The organism is Salinispora mooreana (assembly GCF_000379065.1).
In the GTDB taxonomy this organism is placed as follows: Bacteria; Actinomycetota; Actinomycetes; order Mycobacteriales; family Micromonosporaceae; genus Micromonospora; species Micromonospora mooreana.
In genome coordinates this window covers 5,004,538-5,027,512 of the sequence record NZ_KB900614.1, presented here as the reverse complement: position 1 = coordinate 5,027,512, position 22,975 = coordinate 5,004,538, and the positions used below count along the sequence as shown (strand labels likewise).

General features: G+C 67.9%; 21 protein-coding genes and 2 pseudogenes. 15 read left to right on the top strand and 8 right to left on the bottom strand.

The features are described from left to right. Nucleotides 1–69 precede the first annotated feature (69 nt). Nucleotides 70–822 carry a MerR family transcriptional regulator gene (locus tag SALPAC6_RS0124205; protein WP_018255887.1) on the top strand — a complete coding sequence of 251 codons (753 nt, stop codon included), beginning with the start codon at nt 70–72 and terminating at the stop codon, nt 820–822. Here SALPAC6_RS0124205 and SALPAC6_RS0124200 read toward each other — a convergent pair. Together SALPAC6_RS0124200 and SALPAC6_RS26745 are read right to left on the bottom strand one after the other, a co-directional pair. Beyond that, complete coding sequence (locus SALPAC6_RS0124200; protein WP_018255886.1) at nt 796–2,058, bottom strand: M48 family metalloprotease; 1,263 nt, start codon at nt 2,056–2,058, stop codon at nt 796–798. The two genes, SALPAC6_RS0124205 and SALPAC6_RS0124200, sit on opposite strands and share 27 nt — an antisense overlap. Continuing rightward, entirely contained in the window at nt 2,055–2,723 is a 669-nt protein-coding gene (locus tag SALPAC6_RS26745) for a GNAT family N-acetyltransferase (RefSeq protein ID WP_223874286.1), read from the bottom strand. The genes SALPAC6_RS0124200 and SALPAC6_RS26745 overlap by 4 nt, the downstream gene beginning before the upstream one ends. Nucleotides 2,724–3,133: 410 nt before the next feature. Between SALPAC6_RS26745 and SALPAC6_RS26740 the strand changes: the two are divergent. Then, nucleotides 3,134–3,762 (top strand): annotated as a pseudogene (locus tag SALPAC6_RS26740) (cytochrome P450); the annotation flags it as partial. A 786-nt stretch (nt 3,763–4,548) separates the two neighbouring features. Here the strand turns inward: SALPAC6_RS26740 and SALPAC6_RS0124185 are convergent. Continuing rightward, the gene (locus SALPAC6_RS0124185) at nt 4,549–5,172 is read right to left on the bottom strand and encodes a DJ-1/PfpI family protein (RefSeq protein ID WP_018255884.1); all 624 of its coding nucleotides are present in this window, start codon (nt 5,170–5,172) and stop codon (nt 4,549–4,551) included. A gap of 91 nt (nt 5,173–5,263) precedes the next feature. Between SALPAC6_RS0124185 and SALPAC6_RS0124180 the strand changes: the two genes are divergently transcribed. The 7 genes from SALPAC6_RS0124180 (at nt 5,264) to SALPAC6_RS29285 (ending at nt 13,190) form a co-directional block, all read left to right on the top strand. Further along, the gene (locus SALPAC6_RS0124180; protein WP_018255883.1) at nt 5,264–6,601 is read left to right on the top strand and encodes an aminotransferase-like domain-containing protein; all 1,338 of its coding nucleotides are present in this window, start codon (nt 5,264–5,266) and stop codon (nt 6,599–6,601) included. A gap of 667 nt (nt 6,602–7,268) precedes the next feature. Then, nucleotides 7,269–7,832, top strand: a complete 564-nt coding sequence (locus tag SALPAC6_RS0124175; protein ID WP_018255882.1) for a DinB family protein — start codon at nt 7,269–7,271, stop codon at nt 7,830–7,832. 97 nt (nt 7,833–7,929) lie between these two features. After that, on the top strand, nt 7,930–8,715 hold the full coding sequence (locus tag SALPAC6_RS0124170) for a TnsA-like heteromeric transposase endonuclease subunit (RefSeq protein ID WP_018255881.1): 786 nt from the start codon (nt 7,930–7,932) through the stop codon (nt 8,713–8,715). Further along, complete coding sequence (locus SALPAC6_RS0124165) at nt 8,712–10,838, top strand: Mu transposase C-terminal domain-containing protein (protein WP_018255880.1); 2,127 nt, start codon at nt 8,712–8,714, stop codon at nt 10,836–10,838. Before SALPAC6_RS0124170 ends, SALPAC6_RS0124165 begins: the two co-directional genes overlap by 4 nt. Continuing rightward, on the top strand, nt 10,835–11,872 hold the full coding sequence (locus SALPAC6_RS0124160) for an ATP-binding protein (RefSeq protein ID WP_018255879.1): 1,038 nt from the start codon (nt 10,835–10,837) through the stop codon (nt 11,870–11,872). The genes SALPAC6_RS0124165 and SALPAC6_RS0124160 overlap by 4 nt, the downstream gene beginning before the upstream one ends. Next, nucleotides 11,869–12,876: a TniQ family protein gene (locus SALPAC6_RS28595; protein ID WP_018255878.1), complete on the top strand. Its 1,008-nt coding sequence runs from the start codon at nt 11,869–11,871 to the stop codon at nt 12,874–12,876. Before SALPAC6_RS0124160 ends, SALPAC6_RS28595 begins: the two co-directional genes overlap by 4 nt. 32 nt (nt 12,877–12,908) lie before the next feature. Further along, complete coding sequence (locus tag SALPAC6_RS29285; protein WP_026190032.1) at nt 12,909–13,190, top strand: Tn3 family transposase; 282 nt, start codon at nt 12,909–12,911, stop codon at nt 13,188–13,190. Between the two features lie 90 nt (nt 13,191–13,280). Here SALPAC6_RS29285 and SALPAC6_RS0124145 read toward each other — a convergent pair whose 3' ends face one another. The 3 genes from SALPAC6_RS0124145 to SALPAC6_RS0124135 form a co-directional block, all read right to left on the bottom strand. Further along, entirely contained in the window at nt 13,281–14,552 is a 1,272-nt protein-coding gene (locus SALPAC6_RS0124145) for an MFS transporter (RefSeq protein ID WP_018255876.1), read from the bottom strand. After that, a complete protein-coding gene (locus tag SALPAC6_RS0124140; RefSeq protein WP_018255875.1) occupies nt 14,545–15,162 on the bottom strand; it encodes a winged helix-turn-helix domain-containing protein in 618 nt (205 codons plus the stop codon). The genes SALPAC6_RS0124145 and SALPAC6_RS0124140 overlap by 8 nt, the downstream gene beginning before the upstream one ends. A 355-nt stretch (nt 15,163–15,517) precedes the next feature. Further along, nucleotides 15,518–15,775, bottom strand: coding sequence for a hypothetical protein (locus SALPAC6_RS0124135; protein WP_018255874.1), 258 nt, complete (start codon nt 15,773–15,775; stop codon nt 15,518–15,520). A 558-nt stretch (nt 15,776–16,333) separates the two neighbouring features. On the opposite strand from SALPAC6_RS0124135, the pseudogene SALPAC6_RS0124130 reads away from it, so the two are divergent. The 4 genes and pseudogenes from SALPAC6_RS0124130 (at nt 16,334) to SALPAC6_RS29570 (ending at nt 19,862) form a co-directional block, all read left to right on the top strand. Next, nucleotides 16,334–17,999 (top strand): annotated as a pseudogene (locus SALPAC6_RS0124130) (ABC-F family ATP-binding cassette domain-containing protein). Nucleotides 18,000–18,389: 390 nt separating this feature from the next. Next, the gene (locus SALPAC6_RS0124125; RefSeq protein WP_018255872.1) at nt 18,390–19,214 is read left to right on the top strand and encodes a MerR family transcriptional regulator; all 825 of its coding nucleotides are present in this window, start codon (nt 18,390–18,392) and stop codon (nt 19,212–19,214) included. A 117-nt stretch (nt 19,215–19,331) separates the two neighbouring features. Further along, complete coding sequence (locus tag SALPAC6_RS0124120) at nt 19,332–19,577, top strand: hypothetical protein (protein WP_026190030.1); 246 nt, start codon at nt 19,332–19,334, stop codon at nt 19,575–19,577. A 111-nt stretch (nt 19,578–19,688) separates the two neighbouring features. Next, a complete protein-coding gene (locus SALPAC6_RS29570; RefSeq protein ID WP_162561502.1) occupies nt 19,689–19,862 on the top strand; it encodes a hypothetical protein in 174 nt (57 codons plus the stop codon). A 50-nt stretch (nt 19,863–19,912) separates the two neighbouring features. On the opposite strand, the gene SALPAC6_RS0124110 is transcribed toward SALPAC6_RS29570, so the two are convergent. Further along, the gene (locus SALPAC6_RS0124110; protein WP_018255869.1) at nt 19,913–20,266 is read right to left on the bottom strand and encodes a DoxX family protein; all 354 of its coding nucleotides are present in this window, start codon (nt 20,264–20,266) and stop codon (nt 19,913–19,915) included. A gap of 152 nt (nt 20,267–20,418) precedes the next feature. Here SALPAC6_RS0124110 and SALPAC6_RS0124105 point away from each other — a divergent pair, with 152 nt between their 5' ends. Beyond that, the gene (locus SALPAC6_RS0124105; RefSeq protein WP_018255868.1) at nt 20,419–21,189 is read left to right on the top strand and encodes a phosphotransferase enzyme family protein; all 771 of its coding nucleotides are present in this window, start codon (nt 20,419–20,421) and stop codon (nt 21,187–21,189) included. A gap of 144 nt (nt 21,190–21,333) precedes the next feature. On the opposite strand, the gene SALPAC6_RS0124100 is transcribed toward SALPAC6_RS0124105, so the two are convergent. Next, nucleotides 21,334–21,969: a TetR/AcrR family transcriptional regulator gene (locus tag SALPAC6_RS0124100; RefSeq protein ID WP_018255867.1), complete on the bottom strand. Its 636-nt coding sequence runs from the start codon at nt 21,967–21,969 to the stop codon at nt 21,334–21,336. A 124-nt stretch (nt 21,970–22,093) separates the two neighbouring features. On the opposite strand from SALPAC6_RS0124100, the gene SALPAC6_RS0124095 reads away from it, so the two are divergent. Next, nucleotides 22,094–22,954, top strand: a complete 861-nt coding sequence (locus SALPAC6_RS0124095; protein ID WP_018255866.1) for an SDR family oxidoreductase — start codon at nt 22,094–22,096, stop codon at nt 22,952–22,954. Nucleotides 22,955–22,975 lie beyond the last annotated feature (21 nt).

Below are 22,975 nucleotides of genomic sequence, written 5' to 3'. Positions count from 1 at the left end.
CGTTGAACCTTCGGTTTAAACTATGACCATCGATTACCGGGAGATTGGCTGTTGAAGCCTCAAACAGCGGTGTATCGGCCGGTGGATCTGGCCCGGCCGCACGGGCTCTCCGCGCAGGCGGTCCGCAACTACGAGGCGGCCGGAGCGATCCCGCCGGCCACGCGGACGGCGAGCGGCTACCGCAGCTACACCGACGACCATGCGGGCGCGCTGACCGCCTACGTCGCGCTGGTTCGGGGGTACGGCTCTCAGCCGGCCGGGGAGATCATGAAGTCGGTCCTCCGGGACGACCTTCCGTCGGCTCTGGCTGTCGTCGATGCCGCCCACGTACTGCTGCACCGCGACCGGGAGACCCTGGACCAGGTCGCCGCGGCGGCCGTCGTGCTGGCGTCCGAATCCACCTCGTCCGCGTCCGGTCCAGACCCGTCAGTCTCCGTCGGGGTCCTTGCCCGCCGGCTCGGTGTGACCCCAGCCACGCTGCGTAAGTGGGAGCGGGCCGGCATCCTGGCCCCCGCCCGCTCCCGGACCGCGCGGGTCTACTCACCCGAGGACGTACGCGACGCCGAACTCGCCCACCTCCTGCGACGCGGGGGCTACCTGCTGCACCACATCGCCGCGGTGATCAAGCAGGTGCACGCCGCCGGTGGGGCCGGCCCGCTGGCGGCGTCGATCGAACAGTGGCGGGAGCGGATCACTGCCCGTGGCCGGGCGATGCTCACCGGATCCGCTCGCCTCGCGGACTACCTCTCCTACCGTGAGCTGACTCGCGATGACGCCGCCGCCTCAGCTACGGACTCACCAGGCCAGCACCCGGCGGGCTGACTCGTACTCCTTGGTCAGCTCATTGTCGATGCGGGACGAACGCTGCTGCGTGAGCACCACCGCCGGATCGTGCCGCTGAACGCCCTCGAGCATCAGGTGACGCAGACCGGTCGGCGGATGGGAGGAGAACAGCGGCGCCTCCTCGCGGCCCGACAGCTGCCGCAACGGCGGCAGCTCATCGGCGCTGGCCTCCCGCGACTCGGCGACCGCCGCCTGCCACCGTTGGGGACCGTGCCCCGCCCTGGACTCCCGGCGTACGGCGAGCGACATTGACTCGACCCGTAGCGCGGTATCCAGCAGGCTCTTCGCGGCGGCTGTTCCCGCGACCTTCGCAGACATCTCGTCCGCCAGGTACTCGGCCCGTTGACTGTCTCGCAGCGCCACGCACACGAGTGCCACATGCAGCGTGAACAACAGACGCGACAGCGGGTATTGGATGATTCGCCCAAGGGCCGCCCCCATCCACTCGATGAGGCCGGGGGCGGTCAATGGCGTCGGGCGGAGAAGGTCCGCCGCGGAGCCGAGGGTGGTGAACGCCGGCTGGGTGAGCAGCATCCGCCGCGGGTCGCCGTTGACGAAGTGGCCGAGTTCGTGACCGAGCAGGGCGACGCGTTCCTGCGGTACGAGGGACCCCCAGTACGGCAGTCCGAGACACAGCACCCGACGGCGGATGCCCACCGTCGCCGCGTACGCGTTGAAGTCGGCGTTGACGGCAATCACGTCGGGAGCCGGCGCCCCCACCGCCTGCGCCACCTCGTCAACCAGGGTGAAAAGCTCGGGTGCGCGGTCCCGGCGGAGGACATCGGCGTCGGGGTCGAGCCGCCCGAAGCGGGGCCGTAGTCCGATGGCGAGGGCGAGCAGGGGAACCGCCAGCAGCAGCGACGGGCCCGGGAAGGAGAAGGCGACGAGCAGCCAGATCCCGGTGGCAGCCAGGGCCACCACGCCGAGAAACAGCAAGCAGGATGCGGTGGCGGTGACGATGGCGGCTGCGCCGACGCCACTACTGCCCAGCGGTCGCCCGCGCAGCCGGTCGAACTGGCGACGGGTCATGCGGTACCCAATGCCGTGGATCCGTCGGTCCAGCCAGCGCCAGCCGAAGAACGGGCCGATGCGTTCAGCGTCGTACGCTTCGAGGTTCCACTCGCAGGCCGGGCACCACAGCAGGGCCCCGCGCGGAGCGACTGTGGCAGTACCGCACTCCGGGCAGGTGTCACCGGTAGCCCTTGTGTCGATCATGAGCGCTGATTCTGCCGACCAACGCTGGCACGTGGTACCGCCCGTTCGGCCCGATCCGCCGCGTGTTTTCCGGGTGGTGGTTGAGGGACAACGCCTGTCCGGTTGGCCAGCCATTCTTGGCGGGTGGTCGCGTACTCAACCTCACCGTGCTCGCTGCCAGGCAGCGGGTCGTTGAAGTCCAGGTGGAAGGTACGCACGTAGTCCAACCCGACCGCCGCCATGGTCGCGCGGGAGGGCAGGTTGACCGCCATCGTCTCGGCGAAGATGCGGTGCAGGCCCAAGTCGGCGAAGCCGTGCCGGATCAGTTCGCGGGCGCCCTCACTGGCCAGGCCTCGACGCCAGTACCGGCGCAGTAGTCGGTAGCCCAACTCCGCCTGCCCCTCGACCGGCCCCTGATCCGCGCGCTCCGGCGGCTGCAAAATCCACCATCCGACAAACGAGCCCTCCACCAGCCCGGCCCAGAAACCGAGCCCGGGAACCGCCGACGCGACGGCGATTCGCCGCCGATGCGCCTGCTCCACCTCCGCCCGTTGCCGCGGCCGGCCCAGGTAGCGCATGACTTCCGGATCCGCGTCGAGCCCGATCTCACCGTCCACGTGATCGTCGTTCAACGGCACGAGCTGGATCCGTGCGGTCCACAAGGTCGCCTGGGTCACGAATGGGATCCTGCCTGGTCAAGCAGGTCACCTCAATCGGATTCAGTCACGCAGCGACGTCCAGCGAAAGTGGTGGGTGGTCGGTAGCCAGCGGGGTTGGTTTGGACACGATCGGCCGACGAGCTACCGGCTGGATCCGGCGAGTTGGATTGAAATCAGTACACCGATTCGTGTGCCGAAGCTGGCAGCATCTGATGTTGTCACCTCCGGACTGGAGGCATCTATACTCGGCCGCAGCCATGATCCCCAGACGGTTGTGCGAGGGACTCGGAGGCTGTGGAGGATGGTCATCGGCAACATCCGGGCCCGTCGTAGCGGCGAACGCGCCGGACCTGCCGGAGCCAAGCCGGAAGCGTCGAGGCGGCAACCCTGGCCGCCTCGATCGCCGCAAGCAACGCGGCCACCTGCCGGGAGATGGCATGACGTCACGACCGGCTGTTGTCTTCGAACAGCGCCTGCTTGGTGACCCGCACCGGCGGTACAACGCCTTGCGGGAACAGGCTCCGGTGCATCACGTCCGCACGCCAGATGGAGCCCCCGCGTGGCTTGTCACCCGCTACGACGACGTGCGAGCGGCATTCACCGACCCGCGCCTCTGTCGGTGGACAAGCGTTTCAGTAGTACCGATGGTGAGCACGGTTCGTCGCTGTCTCCCAAGTTGGACGCGCATCTGCTCAACCGCGACCCGCCCGACCACACTCGACTCCGACGGCTGGCGGCTGCCGCCTTTACTCCCCGCCGCATCGCCGACCTGCGCCCCGCTGTAGAGACAACCGTCAGCACGCTGCTGGACGGTCTCGCCGGCAACGACCACGCGGAGCTGATCGGCTCCCTCGCGTCACCGCTGCCCCTGCAGGTCATGCATGAACCCCTTGGTTTGCCCACCCAGGCCAGCGTCGACTTCCGCACGTGGACGAACACGCTGTTGTCCGCCGACGCCAACCAGCCCGCCCAGTCCTGTCCGGCCATGGCCAACATGCGGCGTTTCCTGATCGAACAGGTGGCGCACAAGAGAGCGCGGCCCGCCGACGACCTGCTGACCGGTCTCCCACCAGCCTGCTTGCCCGCTTTCCCGGGATGCGGCTGGCCGTGCCTGCCCGCGACATACGGTGGCGGGAATCGTTCCGAGTACGCGGACTGGTCGCCTTGCCGGTGTTCCTGTAGGCGACGGGCGTGAGCCTGGCCTTTCCGCGTCAATACCCACGCGGCCCCTCGTCGGGCGAGGACGCTGCTCCCTCGCATGCGCCCCGTGTCGCGCGAAGGAGAGCACCCTCAGACGTGCCGTCCCATGCTGTGGTAGGTCATATTCCCGGTCTCCACTACCTAAATAGTTGATCGTGAACGCCTTGCAGCATAGGCTCTAACTGGTCCACGTTCAACACATAGGTGGCCCTCTCATGGCACTGGCACCACTGGAGTAGTCACGGATATGCAGCTGGGAGGATCGCGTGGCTGCTGCGGATAAGCCGAGCGCCGCACCATTTACCCTTCGAGATAGATCAACTTGCTTGTTGAGTTGCCCTAATCGGCCGCCCTGGCACGCGCGCACAGTGTCAGCCGCGGCGCGATCCGCACCGCTGTCGCCGACCTACTGCCCAACCAACCCGACCGGCCCGCGCCCGCCGCGGTCCTGGTCCAGGCGGTACGGGTGCAGATCCCGGCTCTACGCAGGACACTAGACCAGCCCTCAGCATGGCCCGACCCTCGTCGGTGTCCGAACCAGCTGACAGCCACCCCTGAGGCACACGCTTGTGCAGCTGTCCCAGGACCAGAAACAGATAGCCTTGGTTCGGGCGCGGAAGTCATACCTTCGTCGGCCTCGGGGCCGGGTGGTTCAGGCGAACGCTGATGTGGGGGCGGGCAGGTAGGGGGAGATGTTGCGCCAGACGCGCTCAATGTATTCCTCCTTCTCGCCGACCGGGACGACGTAGTGCAGCGCGCCTTCGGCGGCGCCCTTGCCCTGGAGGCGGGCGATAACCCAGGCGGCGAGGTAGTGCGAGGCCAGGCAGCCGCCAGCGGTGGCGACGTTGTCCTTGGCGTAGAAGGGCTGGTGGAGCACCTCGACGCCGGCGGCGATGACCCAGGGCTTGGTGATCAGGTCGGTGCAGGCGGGAATGTCGTGGAGCAGACCGAGCTTGGCCAGTACGAGCGCGCCCGAGCACTGCGCCGCGATGAGTTGGTGCGAGGGGTCCAGGTCACGCAGGACTTTCATGATCGCCGGGTCTTCGACGATGTCGCGAGTGGCAATGCCGCTGCCGACGATTACGGCATCAGCGGCGCACGCCTGCTCAAGGGTGGACATCTGCTCGATGACCACCCCGTTCATCGACGTCACCGTGGGGCTAGGGGTAGCGATCGTGACGCGCCAGCCGTGGGTCTTGACGCGGTTGAGCACACCGAACGCGATCAGGGAGTCGAGCTCGTTGTAGCCCTCGAAGGTGAGGATGGCGATGTGCACGTGGCTGTCCTTCCGGCTGGGCGGGTCTGGGACGACGGTAGGAGCCAGAGGACAGGACAGTCAAAAAATTGTCATGGATACAATGTGGTGTATGGCAGCCGCACGTTACAAAGCCCTGGTGGACGCGCTCGCATCCGACATCCGTGCGGGGCGGCTCGCCGCAGGTACGCGGCTGCCGACCCACCGTGGGCTCGCCGCCCGGGAGGGCATCGCCGTGGTCACCGCGACCCGGGTGTACGCCGAACTGGAAGTGATGGGCCTGGTCAGCCGGGAACAGGGCCGCGGCACGTTCGTGCGCGACCCCGCGGTTCCGGTCGGCCACGGCATCGACCAGCAGGCAGTCGCCACGGACGTGGTCGACCTCAACTTCAACTATCCGTCGCTGCCCGGCCAGGCCGATCTCCTACGGCAGGCCCTGCGGGAGGTAGCCACCTCCGGTGACCTCGACTCGCTGCTGCGCTACCAACCGCATCGAGGCCGCCCCCGGGACAGAGCCTCGATCGCGCGGCACCTGAGGCGCCGCGGAATCACCGCCGACGCGGATCAGATCCTCATCGTCACTGGCGCGCAGCACGGCCTGGCCGTCACCGTCATGGCCGCGCTCAACGCCGGCGATGTCGTCGTGGTTGACGCACTCACCTACCCGGGCTTCAAGGTGCTCGCACACGCCTTCCACCTCGACCTACAGCCCATCCCCACAACCACCGGCGGGCCGGACCTCGAAGCCCTGGAGAAGCTGTGCGCGGCCCGCCCGGTGCGCGCGATCTACACCATGCCCACCCTGCACAACCCGCTAGGCTGGGTCATGTCGGCGGCCGACCGCGTCCGTCTGATCGAGATTGCCCGACGGCACGGCGCGGTCATTATCGAAGACGCCTCCTACGCCTACCTCGTCGAGGACCCCCCGCCGCCGCTGGCCGCGACCGCGCCGGAGATCACCGTCTACGTCTCGGGACTGTCCAAGAGCATCGCCACTGGCCTGCGGGTCGGTTTCGTCCTCGCTCCGCCGCCCACCGTGCCCGCACTCGAACGCGCGATCCGGGCCACGACCTGGAACACCCCGGCACTGACCACCGCGATCATCTGCCGCTGGCTCGAAGACGGCACGGCGGACCAGTTGGAAGCTCAGAAGCGCAACGACGCCAAAGCCCGCCAAGCACTCGCCCGGCAAGAACTGGCGGGCCTGCCGCTCATCAGCCACCCCTCGTCCTACTTCGCCTGGTTGCCGCTGCCCGAGGACGCACGCGCCGATCGCCTGACCGCCACCCTCGCGCGGCACCACATCTCGGTCACCACGGCGCAGCCGTTCACCACCACGGTGCACCTACCGCAGGCGATCCGCCTCGCCCTGGGCTCCACCGACCTCGACAGCCTCCAATCGACGTTGCGTACCGTGCGACGCCTCGCCCTCGAGGACGCCTACGCCTGACCGCAACGGTGAAGCGAAACATGGCCGCGGGCGCGGTCACCGTCGAGTTCAGCGCATCGGCGGAGAGCTCGGGAGGTGCCGGCTGCCGCAGGTCCGCGGCCGATGCGTGCGGCCGGTCCGGAGTGGCCTCTCCACAGACACGTCGAGCAGCAAACCGCGCTCCTCCGCCGTGGCCCACTCTTCGGCGTCAGCGCGATGGCGCCCACGCCGCTGCGCCCGGGTAGCACGATGCAGGCTCTGCGGACGCGGCTGCGGAGGGCGCAGCACCAACAGCACACCACCGGCGACGCTACGGCATCACTTTCACTGGGCCGGCATCAGATCCACCGATCCATGGCGTCAACTTCACTGCGCCGCATCAGGTGCACCGAGCCAGGACACTGTTGACCTTGACGCGAGCGGGGCTGCGCACACGGCTACACCATAACAGTAATTATGATGCATCGAGATTTTGTCCGTTTTGCTCAATCCTAGAGATTGTTGGATTACCGGTAATAATAATTAGATAATAAGGAAGGCCACCGCACTGCGACGGGGAACGGCCCGAGAGCGAGCTGTCAGTTCTCTGCTGAGCTGGCGGAGTCTCAGGCGACCTGTCGGTACAGGTGGCGGAGTCTCACCGGATCTGGCGGACGCCGTCTGCTCGACGGGTCTGTAGTGTGCGGCAATGGCAAGAAGCGAGCGGCTCGCGGAGCAGTTGGACTGGTACTGGCGCAAGAACCTGCGGCCGCGGCTGGACGGTCTTACTGACGAGGAGTACTTCTGGGAGCCGGTGCGCGGCTGCTGGAGCATCCGCCCGCATGGCACGTCGGCCGCTCCGATGTCGGCAGGTTCGGGGGAATGGACGGTGGACTTCGCGTCCCCTGCCCCGGTGCCGGCCCCGGTGACCACGATTGCCTGGCGGCTGGCGCACATCATCGTCTCGTGCCTTGGCTATCGGGTCGGGTGGTACTTCGGCGGCCAGGAAGTCGACTCCGAGACATTCGCCTACGCGGGGACCGCTGACGAGGCGCTGAAACAGCTCGATGAGATGTATGGGAGATGGAACGCGGGGGTCCTCGAGCTCTCGGACGCTGACCTGGACAATCCGCCCACGGTGGGTCCCGAGCGGTTTCCCATGGAGAACAGGGTCCTGCACGTCAACAGGGAGCTGATCCATCACGGCGCCGAGATTTCCCTGCTGCGCGACCTCTACCGCTGGCAGGACGGAGCCACACCGCACCGAGTATGACTTGCGGTAACCGGCGATCGAGCTTCGGAAACCTACGTGGACACAAACACATGTGTCTCACGAGACTTGGCGGCCCTGCGTATTCGTCTCAGTTGATATGGCGGATGATGTTCCGATGATCAGCCAGGGGCGGGTGGCGCTTGCCGATTACGAGGCCGTGTATGTCGGGGCCGATGGTGTGGAGCGGCAGGTGCCGTGGGCGTGGATGCCGGAGGTTGTCGACGAGTTGGAGCGGCCGGTGAGGTCGTTCCCGTCGTATCGAGGGCAGCGCAACTTCCCTGGTTGGTACTGGTCGGCGACGGTGGGTCGGCTGGTGGGATACGAGTCGTGGGTCGAGCGGGATCACCTGGTCGCGTTGGACTTCGACCCGTCGGTGGTCGCGATGGTGTCGCAACCGTTCTGGCTGCTGTGGACCGGCGACAAGGGCAGGCAGCGGCGGCATGCGCCGGATTTTCTGGTGCGTACGGTCGACGGCGGGGTGCTGGTGCTGGACTCCCGGCCGCTGGAGTTGATCGAGCAGGATGATCGGCTGGTGTTCGACATTAGTGACCGGGCCTGCGCATTGCTGGGCTGGCGGTACGCGGTCTGGGACCGTCTCGACGGTGTGCTGGTGGCCAATCAGCGCTGGCTGGCCGGTTACCGGCATCCGCGCTGTTTCGACGCGGAGGTCGCCGGCCAGTTGATGCGGGCGTTCCAGCGCCCGCGGCGGCTGATGGACGGCGCCGAGCTGGCCGGTGATCCGTTGAGGACGCTGCCGGTGTTGTTCCACCTGCTCTGGAAGCGGCTGCTGCTGGCGGATCTGGCGTTGATGCTGTCGGATCGCACGTTGGTGCACGCGGCGGCCGACGCGGACGTGTCCGCTGATGTGGTTGTGGCCCGGTGAGCGCGGTGATGCAGCGGCCGGGCGTGCTCCGTGTCGGTGATCGGGTCGTTTTCGCCGGTGGCGCGCATACCGTGGTGGCGATCTCCGGCACGGTGATCCGGTTGCTGTCGGCTGCCGGGCAGACCACGGTGGTCGCGCTGGGCTATCTGCTGGCCGCCGAGGATTTCGAGCTGGTGGGTGCGGCGCCGGCGCCGAAGGTGGACCCGCTGGGGTTGCTGGAGACGCTGCCGGAGAAGGTGGTGCAGGCGGCGCGGACGTGGGAACGGCACCTGATTGAGGTCGATACGGGGGTGGCTCCGGACGCGCCGGAGGGCACGCTGCCGCGCCCGGAGTATGACCCGGTGACGCACTCGCTGGCGGCCCGGCAGCGGGCCAAGGCCGTCGAGCTGACGGCGGCTGGGACGAGGACGAGCGTGCGCACGGTCGAGCGGATGCGGCAGCGCTATCGTGAGCAGGGGCTGTGGGGTCTGGTTGACACGCGGTATGCGCGCGCGGTCAAACCGGCGGGAAACGTCGATGCGCGGGTGGTCGCGGCGGCGGCCACGGTGGTCGAGGCGCAGACGGCGACGTCGACGGGCACGAAGTCGCGGGCGATCCGGCAGATTCGCGAGATGCTGGACGACGAGCACGGTCCGGGTGTGGTGCCGATGCCGTCGCGGGCGACCTGTTACCGGTTACTGGAAGCGTTGTCGGCCGGGAAGTACACCTTCGGGGCGGCGACGACGCGGCGGCAGGCGGCGAACAAGCCGGCCCGGCGCTACGCCGTGACCACGGCGAACCGCCCGGGTGAGCAGGTCCAGATGGACAGCACCCCGCTGGACGTCATGGCGGTCATGGACGACGGGGTCATCGGCCGCGCCGAACTCGTTCTGGCGATCGACATCGCGACCCGCACGATCTGCGCCGGCGTATTGCGGCCGGTCGGTGCGAAGGCGGTCGACGCGGCGCTGCTGCTGGCGCGGGTCACGGTCCCTGAGCTGATGCGGCCGGGCTGGGACGCCGCGCTGGCGATGTCGGCGTCGCGGATCCCGCACCAGCGGCTGATCTCCCTGGACACACGGATGGCGCTGGCCGCGGCGAAGCCGGTGATCGTCCCGGACACCGTCGTGATCGACCACGGCAAGGTGTTCCTGTCGGAGGTGTTCCTGCGCGCAGCGAACACGCTGGGCATCTCGGTGCAGCCGGCGCACCAGCAGACGCCCACGGACAAGGCGATCGTCGAGCGGACCTTCGAGTCGATCAACACGCTGTTCTGCCAGCACGTCGCCGGTTACACCGGCCGCGATGTCACCCGCCGCGGCGCCGACGTCGCTGAGCGGGCCGTTTGGTCGCTGCCTGACCTGCAAGAACTGTTCGACGAGTGGGTGATCGCCGGGTGGCAGTCCCGGCCCCATGACGGGTTACGGCACCCGTTCACTCCGGACCAGGCGGCGTCGCCGAACGACGCCTACGCGGCGCTGGTCGCCGCGGCCGGCTACGTCCCGGTCGCGTTGACCGGTGAGGACTACATCGAGCTGCTGCCGGCGGATTGGCGGGCCATCGGCGACGGCGGAATCCAGATCGACTACCGCACCTACAACTGTCCTGAGCTGCGGCCTTACGTCCGCAAGAGCTCCGGCGTCAGTAGCCGCGCCGGACGTTGGGAAGTCCACTACGACCCCTACGACATCTCGCGGATCTGGGTGCGCAACCACCACCACGGCGGCTGGATCACGGTTCCCTGGACGCATTACAGCGTGGTCGGGCAGCCGTTCGCCGACTTCACCTGGCGGGCTTCCCGCAAGATTGCCGCGCAGCGGGGCCTGGACGACACCAACGAGATGACCGTCGCGGTGATTCTGGCCGCGCTGCTGCGCCGGGCCGACGAAGGATCCGGCAGCGGCCGGGCCCTGGCCCGCACCCGCAGCGCCCATTTGATGAGCAACCATCTGCCGCCGGAGCTGACCACCGCGGCGCTCGCTGCACCCGCGGCGCCGGAGCCGGGGCCGTCGGCCGACCCGCCGCCGGCGTTGCCCGCCAGCGAAGCGGAGGCCGAGCAGGACGAGCCGCCGGTGCTGGTCGGTGAGGTCGTTCCGTTCGCGCTGTTCGATCCGTTCGCCGATGATCTGGAGGCGGGTCGATGAGCCTGCTCTCCACCGACGTTCGGCATCCTCTGGCCACCAAGCAGGGCTGGGCCTCGTTCGTCGCGCAGATCAGCCCGGAGCCGCCCCGCCTGCTGCCGGCCGAGGACTGGAAGCGGCTTACGCCGTTCGAGCGTGATCTCTACGACGAGGCCCGGCAGGACTACCACTCCGCGCTGCTGCTGGTCGCCACCCCGGACATCAAGAAGGTCATCCACACCGGCACGAAGCTGGTCATCAACAACCGCGGCAAGCAACTGGGCCGCCGCGGCCTGATCGTGTCCGGCGCCAGCGGCACTGGCAAGTCCACCTCGATCACCCAGCTCGGCAAGAAGTTTCAGATCGAACTGGAACGCCGCAGCCCCGGCGTCTCAGACCGCATCCCCGTCGTCTATGTCGTCGTCCCACCCGACGCCACCCCGAAGATGCTGGCCACCGAGATGGCCATCTTCCTCGGGCTGCCCGTCGCGCCCCGCGACAGCCCACAGTCGATCGCGCACACCGTCGCCTCGGTGATGCGCCGGGTCGGCACCGGCATGGTCCTCGTCGACGAGATCCACCGCCTCGACCTCACCACCCGCCAGGGCAAGAACGCTTCCGACCAGCTCAAATACTTCTTCGACACGATTAGCGCCACCTTTGTCTATGCCGGTCTGGACCTCGACGAGAACGGCATGTTCTCCGGTGTCCGCGGCCGACAGATCGCCGGCCGGTTCATCCCGGTCAACACCAGCCCGTTCACCCACCGCACCACGCAGGACAAGCAGGACTGGGCCAAGCTGGTCGCCGCAATGGAACACGCGCTACGGCTGCACCGTCACCAGCCCGGCAGCCTGGTCGAGCAGGCCGGCTACCTGCACGACCGCACCGGCGGCATGATCGGCAGCCTCGACCAGCTCATCCACGAGGCCGCCAACGATGCCATCACCGACGGCACCGAGAAGATCACCAAGAAGCATCTCGACGCGGTCATCCTCGATGTCGCCGCTCAAGCCCAGTTCACGCCGCCTCGCCCACGCCGGGCAGGTCCGCAATGAAGACCTGGCAGCAGACCGCCCAGCGACTACCCGTCCGTGTCCGGCCGATGCGCGGCGAGACGGTGATCTCCTACGTTTTCCGGCTGGCCGACGCCAACGACCTCGCCCGCCCCACGATCCTGCTCGGCGCGCTGGGCCGGCCGACCCGGGGCCTGACCCGATCTCTGGTCAACGACTTCGACATCCGCGTCAACCAGCACTCCTTGGACCGGCTGGAGACATTCACCGGAATACCGGCAGCTCGGCTCCGCAAGGCGCTCCCCGGCCTGCACCGCCTCGACGACACGTTGCCCGAGGAGATTCCCGCGTTCCGACCCTCCCGGGCGTGGGGCCTGCACGACTACTGCGACCAATGCGCCGCCCGGCTGCCCGCGCAGCACACGATCAGGGTCTACTCGCTCTACTTCCCCAAGCTCTGCCGCAAGCACCGCGTCTGGCTCGCCGACAGGACCGACCTCACCAACACCCCAGAGATCATCACCGCCCACCGCCGCTACGGCCGACTCCTCGCCGCCACCGGCGACCGCCAGTGGGCCTACGGACAGCTACACCGCGCCACCCAGATCATCATGGACTGGGCGCCCCACAGCTATCGCCTCGTTCCCCGTCTACATGAACGCTGGGAAGTCCGAGGCAAGGCACTCCCCGGCTTCCACACCCCGCACAACCCGACCCACCTGCTCGTTTATCCCGAAGCCGTCGCTCTGACCGAGGTCTTCTGCGACCTCGAATGGCGCCGCCACATCGCGATGGTCCGCGAGTTCCAGACGGCCAACTTCTATCAACACGTCGCGAAACGCCTCAACCAGCCACCCGACTTCGCCCGCTGGCTGGAACGGCCTTGGACCCGCCTCCTGCGCCGCAACTACGAGTCGGTCCCCAACCCGATCCAGCGGTGGATCAACGAGATCCGCCACAAGCACGCGAAGACCCGCACCGAGTTCTACGAACGCCACGCGGGGTTCACCCGAACCCCGTTCCCCGAAATCCGCCACTTCAAGTGAGAGACGATGACCAGTGACCACACCGAACACGAATGGCGAACCACAGGTCAACCCCACTCAACACCGCCAACTCAAACGAGACGAGACACGAGCAGGTGCTGCGCCGGTTTACCCACAGCGGCCCGAAAGCACCCGACCTTCGCCGCCTTGGTGGAGTGGGCCGGGTGATCCGCGAGATCTTCGCGTGTGAGTACGGCGTCTCCTACGAGCTGCGCCGCGAGATTCACGAGGGCTTGCAGGTGGTCGACAGCTGGAACTCCGGCAACGTCTTGGTCGACGTCGGCAAGACGCGTGCGGCAACGCGTGGCGGGTAGCTTGTTGATGAGCTTTCGGCTACGGCGCGAGACCGGATGTCCCCGCGTACGGTCGGCAGTTGCTGCCAACCGGGCCCGCTGCGGGGGACATCATGCCTCGGGCAGCTTGCGCATGGTGCGCAATGGGGAGAAGACGACCCAGAACACCCCGAGCAGGGCACCGATGCTGGCGATCCAGAGGGCGGAACGTACCCCGATCGCGGCGCCGAGTACCCCGCCGATCAGGGCGCCAACCGGCCGGATGCCGTAGTTGACGGTGCGTCTGAACCCGGAGACCACGGCGAGCATCCGCTCCGGAGCGGCCGCGGTTTGCACCGACCCGGCGGCGATGTCGAGGACCATGACGCCCAGCGCGGAGACAAACTCGGCGGTGAGCAGCAGCGCGAGCACCAGCAACCGCGGTCCCCCGGCCAGCGGCACGAGGATCAGTGGGGCCGGAAAGACGACGAGGCCGAGGATTACCGCGGGGCCGATGCCGATCCGGCGGCTGACCGGGCCGGTGACCGCTGCGCCGAGCAGTCCGCCGAACGCGCCGGCCCCGACGATAAGGCCCAGCACGCCGGGGGAGACGTCCAGCTCGGTGGTCACGTACAGCACGAAGAGCGCGGTGAACATGTAGGTGAACAGGTTGAGCGTGGTGGTGCCAAGCAGGATCGCCCGTAGCACCGCAGAACGGGCCACATACCGCACGCCGGCGGCCATGCCCAGGCCGGGACCGCTTTGTCCGGGATGCTCGGTGACCTTTATGCGGGTCAGGAAGACAGCCGACGTCAGGTAGGTGAGCACGTCGGCGACCAGCGCGACCGGGGCGGTGAGTACCTGAACGAGGACGCCACCGATGCTTGGGCCAGCCACATAGGACATTGCTCTGCTGCCGTTGATCAGACTGCTGGCGTTAACGTAGTCCGGTCGCCGGACCAAGGCGGCGAATAGGCTGCTGTGCGCCACCTCGAAGTACACCGAGAGGGTCCCGATCAGGAAGGCCACGACACAGAGCAGCGGCAGGTTCAGTGCGTCCGCCCACCACAGCAGTGGCACAGCCAGTAGAAGACCTGCACGGCCAAGATCGGCGATGATCATCACTTGGCGGCGGTGCGGATACCGACCGACCCAGGCGCCGGCCGGCAGGGAGAAGAACAGGTGCGGCAGCAGCGAGGCGGCGGTCAGGTAGCCCATCTCGGCGGGTCCGGCGCTGATCGCGAGCACGGCCAGCAGCGGCACGGCGAGCATGGTGATCTGGTCGCCGAAGAGCGAGACAGTCTGCGCGGACCAGTATCGGCGGAAGGCTGTCTGCTGTAGCAGTCGCGGGATGCGCGGCCGGCGTGGCGGTGCCGGATCGGCCAGAACGAGGGGTTTAGTCACGGTCCGTCTCTGCTCGCTGGCCCTCTGAGGGTACGGGTCCACGCGGCACCGCCATCTGGATGATCTGCACCGGGCGAGACCCGGGCGGGCGTCTTGCCGGGTCGGCAGCCCGTTCGTCGTATCGGGCCAGCAGCGCCTTGACCTCCTTCGTGAGCTCGCGCAGCTCAGTGGCGGTGACGTGCAGCAATGCGTCGCCGAAGCCGGTGGCAGCCCGCCATTCGACAGACTCGTCGCCGCGGACCGCGAGGTAGTCCTGCGCGCGTTGCACGTAGAGGGCGAGCATCACGCTGTTGAGCTGGTCCGTGGCGGCCTTCATGGCCGGGTCGTCGGAGTCGTCGTCCCAGGACGTGTCTGGTGCGGTGGCCCGCCAGGGCCGCTCCCGACCGTCCGCCCCGGGAATGCGTTCGGCGAACCCGTACTTAGCGAGCTGTCGCAAGTGGAACGAACAGTTCGGCACATTGTCGTCGAGCCGGGCGGCAGCCTGAGTGGCGGTCATCGGGCCGTCGCTGCGCAGCAGCCCGATCAGACGCATCCGCAACGGGTGCGCGTACGCCCGCAGGGTGCGGGGGTCGGTGAGCTTGATTGACCGTTCAGGCACCTCGTCGATCACATGATAGAGAATACTTTAGAAAGACATCTCTAGCTATACGGCTCTGCCAGCCGGCGAGACCGACAGGTGCCGACCGTCGTCTCAGTTGACCATGTCACTGCCGAGGCTGGCCGGGCCGTCCTCGGGGAGAACTACGCGGCCGACGTCGCCAAGCACGGCGCGCCCGTGTCGTCACTCATCGTCGGAGGCGTTCTTGTCACACAGGGGGCGCAGCGCGCCGGGCAACTCGGGGAGCTGGAAGGAGCACCGCCCGAGAACCCAGCCCGGAGACCGCTTCGCGCACGATTCGACACGGATGTTCCTCAGCCCCAGAGGACAGCTTGACGCCCAACCCAACCGGTCAGTGAATACGCGCTCAACCCTTGGTTGGTTGGCCGGGGGCGCCCCGAAGGCGTTGCGCGGCTTGCAGGACCGGCCACCAGGTAGCCTCGTACGCCGCGTCGGCGGCCGCGCGCCACAGTTCTTGCGTCAGGCCGGCTGGGACGTCGGTCCGTCGTGGGACGTCGTGCGCGATCGCCGCAGCGAGTACGTCGGCGTCGACCTGCGCGGCAGCCCACCGCAGGGTACGCAGGTCCGGTACCCAGTTGTCCTGCTGCTCAGGCACCGGATCCATAGGACCACGCTACCGAATGCGGACTCGCCGGTAGTGACGTTGTCGGCACATGCACTGGGACCTGCCCGCCACCTGCCGGGCACCACAGTTGTGGGTCAGTGCGGCCCATTTCGACCTCGGCGGGCTCCAGCCTTCATGATCAATCGCTGGAGGTCGGCTCCTGGACGCCACGGAGACGAGTCCACGATCGAAACAGCCTTTCGGTGTTCAACCGTACATCTGCCGCTACGCGCAGACCCGACTCCGCGATCGTGGCCACGGGCAACCGCCCGTCCCATGGTCTACTACGGCTAGGCCACGGTGCGTGTACCCTGGAAGGCGTATCTGCTTTCGCCGTTGGGAGAGGCAAGTGCTCCTCTGAGGTCTGAGACACCGTGCGCCCGAGACGTGGCGTCTACGAATGTGACCTCGGAAGTGAGCTGCCCGCAGGCCCGGCATTTCTGCCTAGCTTGACCTCCATTCCGGCGCTTGTCTTCACGAAGTCCGCAGTGTTCCACGCGTGTGGTGTCTCCACATACTGGCCCCCTTTTTACCAGTACGTACACGGGAGACCCTCTGATGAGCATTCACACCACCGCACCCGTCCTGTGCAGTGGCCTGTCGTTCACCTGGCCGGACGGCACACAGGTTGTGGACGATCTTTCCTGGGCAGCCAGGGAAGGCAGTACCGGTCTGATCGGGCGCAACGGCAGCGGGAAATCCACCCTCCTGCGAATGATCGCCGGTCGGCTCCGTCCCTCCTCGGGCACCGTCCACGTCGCCGGCAATCCCGGCTACCTGCCCCAGGACCTCACCTTCGATCCCGCGATGCGTGTGGAAGAGGTGCTGGGTGTCGCCTCCGTACGCGCCGCCCTGCACGCGATCGAAGCCGGCGATTCCAGCGAGGACCACTTCACCGCCCTGGGCGACCAGTGGGATGTGGAAGAGCGCACCCACGCTGCCCTGGCCCGCTTGGGCCTGGGTCACATCAGGCTGGACCGCACCGTCGGCGAGATCTCCGGCGGCGAAGCAGTCCTGCTGCGCCTGGCCGCCCTTCTGCTGGCCCGCCCCGTCGTCCTGCTGCTGGACGAGCCGACCAACAACCTTGACCGCCATGCTCGCCACCGTCTCTACGACGCGGTCACCGGCTACCGGGGCACCGTCATCGTCGTGACCCACGACCGCGAACTGCTGGAGCGCGTTGACCAGATCGCCGAGCTGCGCACCGGAACCGTGCGCACCTTCGGCGGCAACCTGAACGCCTATGAGAACACCATCGCCACCGAGCAGGAAGCTGCTGAGCGGGCTCACGCCACCGCCCGCGCCGACCTCGCCCGGCAGCGCCGCGATCTGGCCGCCGCGCAGACGAGGCAGGCCCGCAGCGCCCGCTACGGCAAACAGATGTACGCCGACAACCGCCTGGACAAAGCTTCCGCCCAGACCATGAAGCGCGCCGCCCAGGTCTCACGCGGCAGGCAACAGGCCGTCCACGACCAGCGCCTGACGGACGCCAAGGAACACCTGGACGCGACCGAGGACCGGCTCCGCGACGACGACACCATCCGTATCGACCTACCGGACACCACCGTTGCGCCCCACCGCACCGTCCTGACCATCGATCGCACCCGTCTGCGCACCGGCCGCAAGGTCGACGACCTGCGGGTTCACGGGCCCGAGCGCATTGCGCTCACCGGCCGCAACGGCGTCGGGAAAACCACCCTCCTGCGTACCATTGCCGGACAGCTCCCGCCCGCGGAGGGCGAGGTCTGTGCCCATGTCGCGCTACGCTATCTGCCACAGCGACTGGACCTGCTCGACGGCCAGCGGACAATCTTCGACAACGTCGCCCGTCTCAACCCGCACGCCACCGGAAACCAGATCCGCGCCCAGCTGGCCCGGTTCCTGTTCAGGGGCGGCCGCGCCGATCAGCTGGTGGATACGCTCTCGGGAGGTGAGCGCTTCCGCGCGACGCTGGCGGCGCTACTGCTGGCCGACCCCGCTCCTCAGCTGCTGCTACTGGACGAGCCAACCAATAGTCTCGACATGGACAGCGTCAGCCAGCTTGCCCAGGCGCTGGCCGGCTACCGGGGCGCGCTGGTCGTCGTCAGCCACGATGTCCCGTTTCTTCGGCAGATCGGCATCACCCGCTGGCTGGACCTCGACGATGACGCGGCCTGCGGATCAGCGGGTTAGGGGTTCGAATCCCTTCGGTGCGCAAGGTCGTGAAGGGTCTGACTTGCGGTAGTGGCGGTCAGGCCCTTCCTGCTGTGTGGATGGTGGGTCACGTGGGTGCGATGTGGGTGCCAGCCCTGACGGCGGTTCTTCTCGCCTTTGACGGTCCTGACCTGCGTCTGCGACGCCACGCGTGGGGTTGGTGGGTTGGCCAGGAGCGGTCGGGTGCGGGTGTGGCGGATCCAGGCGGTGAGGACGTTGACGGTCCAGTCCGGGCCGAGGGTCGCCGCGATCCGGGGCAGCGGAGCGCCACGGAGCCATGGATTCCCGCGAGGCCGCCTCTGCGGTCGCAGGCTGGACGTCGTTGCTCGCCATTGGCCTGCGACTCGCCGAACCGCCGTCCCAGGCTTGACTCTCCCACCAGGGGAGACTCGAACATCGGTGCGGAACGGAGGAACCGAGCATGGACAACCTGATCCCGATCGGGCGCTTCTCCCGGATGAGCCGGCTGTCAGTCAAGGCCCTACGCTTCTACAACGAGCAGGGCCTGCTCGCACCCGCTTGGGTTGACCCGTCCTCGGGCTACCGCTACTACCGCCGTGCCCAGGCCGAGCGGGCCGAGGTGATCCGGGTACTACGCACGATCGACATGCCGATCGCGGACATCCGTGACCTACTCGCCGACGACGACCCGGAACTGACCGGCAAGCGCCTCGTCGCGCACCGGGAGCGGTTGCGGGCCCGGCTCGCCGAGCAGGAGCGGATGCTGCGGTTCCTCCAGGCACTCATCGATCGAGGAGGACGTGTTATGCCCTACGACGTCATCGTGAAGGAAGCCGCCACCATTCCGGTGGCCAGTCTCACCCTGCACACCAGCCTCAATGCGATCGGCGCCGACATGGGCCGCGGCTTCGGCACGGTCGTCGACGCCATCGGCAACGCCGGCGCCGAGTCCAACGGGAAGCCGTTCGTCATCTACCACGACGTCATCGACGAACAGACCAACGGCGACATCGAGATCTGCATCCCGGTCCCGGCCGGCACCGTCCTACCCGGCGACCCGGTCCGCTACCGCGAGCTCCCCGGCGGTCCGGTCGCCACCACCGTCCACCGCGGGCCGTACCAGGAGATCAGCCCCGCCTACCACGTCGTCACCGGCTGGATCGAGCAGGAGGATGTGCGTCTGGCGGGCCCACCGCGCGAAATCTACCTCAACGACCCTCAAACGGTCAGTCCCGCTGAGCTGCTCACCGAAGTACAGTTCCCCATCGACAAGACGCCGCGCTGATCGCCGCCCGCGGCGCTTCAGGATCCTGCGTGACTACCGCCGCGCCGCCCACACATTGACCGATACCGCATCCGGCATCGCCCAAGAGGGTTGATCGACTTCCGTACCGTCGTCGACATGGAGATTCTCTTCGGGCTGTTCGCCGCCGCGGGCGCGGTCGTCCTCACCTTCTGGTTCCTCGGGCGTCGGCGTACGCCGACGGGTCGGCGCGGCTCGTCGGCGTACGCGTCGTCGGCACCCGACGCCACGGCAGGCGGCGACGATGGTGCCTCCTGCGACAGCGGTTCGAGTGGGGGCGGATGGCTCTCCGGCGGGGACAGCGGTGCAGGTTCCTCCGGCGGAGACAGCGGCAGCAGCTGCTGACGGCGGACGGTGTGGCGCAGCCCATCGCCGGCAACGGCCAGATCAACGGTTCAGAGGTCCGATCGGTCACCCTCAGCCGCGCCGGTAGCGTCATCGAGCAGGTCCCGGCGGATGCGGGCAATGTGCCGCCACGTCTGCCCCACCGAACTGTGCCACACCGACGCCGCCGCACTGGTGGTGTTCGCCGAGCGCGTGCCCACCAACTTGACGTCCTACACCGCCCGCGCGCCTGGTTCGACCGCTGGCTTTGCCTGCAACGCTGACGTGCTGCCCGGCCAGTACTAATCCGGGTCGGGGCAGGTTGAGCTGTACGGACTCGGGCGGCGTTTCGGACATCAGGCGCTCAGGACGTGCAGGACGGCCAGCGCGGCGGCGGCGAACGCGAACACCACGGGGACCAGGACCGCCGGGACCGGGTCCTTCGCGCGGGCATGGTGGCCCGCTGCCCCGATCAGCAGCAGGGCCAAACCGACCGCGGCAGCGACGGCGATCGGCCACCAGAGCAGGCCCAGCAGCAGGCCGGCGACCGCGAGGAGTTCGAGGCCGCCGATCATCCGGGTGCGGGCGGGGGAGACCCCCAGGTGGGCCATCCGCTCCCGCATCTGGGCCTGGCCAGCGAGCTTCGGGACGGCCGCAGCCAGGATCACCGCGGCGAGAAGCAGGGTTAGGACGACGACGGGGATACCCACAACCTGTCCTTCGGGGTGGTGGCGGACGATTCGTCGACCGTAACAGGGCCGGCGGAGGGGTTAGGGTGCCGCCGAGGGCACGACGACAGGCATCCTAGATTGATGTATGACCAGTCAAAGCCCGGCCTGATCCCGCTGATTGCGAGCGGCACATGACTGTTCGACAGGACTTCCGGGGCGGGGTGAACGTGGTACGCCGCTGCGGTGACGTCGTCCACCGGCCGGCGTCACCGGCGGCACCGGCCATCCACCGACTCCTGCGACATCTGCGTGACCAGGGTTTCCGCGGCGCGCCAGTGCCACGTGGCTTCGACAGTGACAACAACGAGGTGCTCACCTTCGTCGACGGCGAGGTACCCGAAACACTCTCGCCGCATCTGCGTACGCGCGCGTATCTCACCACCGCCGCCGAACTGCTCCGGGCCCTGCACGACGCGAGCGCCACATTCCATCCGCGCCCCGACGACTCCTGGCTGCTCCCAGCCCGGCAGCCGGCCGAGGTCATGTGCCACGGCGACGCTGCCCCGTACAACTGCGTGGTCAGAAACGGCGCTGCCGTTGGCGTCATTGACTTCGACGCGGCTCACCCCGGACCGCGGGTCTGGGACATCGCCTACGCCGTCTACCGGTTCGCGCCGCTTCAGGCACCGAGCAACCCGGAGAGTTTCGGCAACCCGACGGAGCAGGGACGTCGAGTCGCCGGCTTCTGCCGCGCATACGGGCCGCAGGTCGGCGCCGAGGTCATCGACGTCGTTCCGGACCGGCTGCTGGCGCTCATCGACTTCATGCGCGAGCAGGCCAGCGGGGGTAACGAGGCGTTCCAGCAGCACATCGCGGACGGGCACACCGATCTCTACGAGGCGGACGTCAGCTATGTGCGCGCCCACCGCGACACCCTGCGTGCCGCGTTCGACGTGGACTGAGGCGGGTGCCGGCGCTCGTTGGTGGTCTCGAGTGTTGACTGCGGCCCGCAGCGCGAGGTCGGTGTGGTGTACCCATGACCAGCAGAGCGGTGGGGTCGGCAGGGTGGCCGAAACGCTCGGTCCACTAATGGGCTGGTGGCAGCGCTAAACGGCCCGACCGTCGACTGTCCGCCCGACCCGGTCGTTTCGAGGGCGGGGGTGAAGGCCGTTGAGGGCGGCGGTGACGACACTGTCGGCGTACTCGATGGTGAGGGGGCCGCTACGTTGTAGCCAGCGGTTGAGCACCGGCCCCCAGATGATGTCCACCGCCACGTCAAGATCGAGATCCACGGCGAGTTGGCCGGCCTGCTGGGCGCTGTGCAGCCGGTGTCGTTTGGCGTGCCGCATCGGCTTGTCCAGGCGTTCGGCGTAGGCGGCGGCCAGTTCGGGATCGTGCGTGATCTCGGTGGCCAGCGCGCGCAGTGGCTGGTCGTAGCGCGGGTCGTTGAGCTCCGCGACAGTGGCGCGCAGGACCGCGGTCAGGTCTGCGTGCAGGTCGCCGGTGTCAGGAAGGAGTACCGCCTCACCCGCACCGCCCTCATTGAGCATGAGGAATGCGTCGAAAATGACGACGCCTTTGGAGGGCCACCAGCGATAGATGGTCTGCTTTCCCACTCCGGCGCGCACGGCGATGCCCTCGATGGTCAGTTTGGCGTAACCGACCTCCTGAAGCAGGTCGAACGCGGCCGTGAGAATGGCCCGCCGGGAGCTCTCCCGCCGACGGCTGGGGTTGGGTGCCATCCCATCATCATAGCTAGCGAGACGAATCGCATCGTCTTGTGAGAGGTGGCCGGGGGGCGTAGGGTCACCAACCGAGACGTTACGTCTCGTCTTGCAAGTCACCCGTTGAAGGTAGGAGAACCCCATGCGCGACCCGTCCGACACCGCTGCCCGCACCTGGTTCATCACCGGCGCCAGTCGCGGCCTGGGCCGCGCCTTCACCACGGCCGCACTCGAACGAGGGGACCGGGTCGTCGCCGCCGCCCGGACCATCGCCGCCGAAGACTTCGATGAGCGCCACAGTGAACGGCTGCTTGCGCTGCCGCTTGACCTGACCGACCGGACCGCGGTCTTCGCCGCCGTAGCCACCGCGATCGAACACTTTGGGCGCCTCGACATCGTCGTCAACAACGCCGGCACCCTGTCCCTGGGCATGATCGAGGAATTCACCGAGGAGCAGGCGCGGGCCCAATTCGACGTGAACCTCTTCGGCGCGCTCTGGGTCTCCCAGGCCGTCCTGCCGCAGCTACGCACCCAACGGGCCGGCCACATCGTACAGATCTCCAGCATCGCCGCCCTCGGCGGCTTCCCCAGCACCGGTCTGTACAGCGCCAGTAAATTCGCGCTCGAAGGCATGAGCGAAGCACTTGCGCTGGAGGCAGATGCCTTCAACATCAAAGTCAGCATCGTGCAGCCCGGCGGCTACTGGACCAATCTCTACCAGGACATGACCACCACCACATCGGTGGCTGCCTACGATCCGCTCCGTGCCCAGGTGCAGGCGCAGTGGGCGCAAGGGTCGGTCGACAGTGAGCCCCGCCTCGCCGCCGAAGCCCTGCTCACGCTCGTCGACAGCGACGAGCCACCGCTGCGGCTGTTGCTCGGCGGCACGGTCTATGATCTGGCCTTCGACCTCTCCCACCGCCGGATGGACACCTGGGCCAGTTGGGAACAGGTCAGCCGCGCCGCCGAGCACGCCGTCCCAGGACCCGAAAGCGTTCGATAGCAACCTTCCGCACCTGCCCCG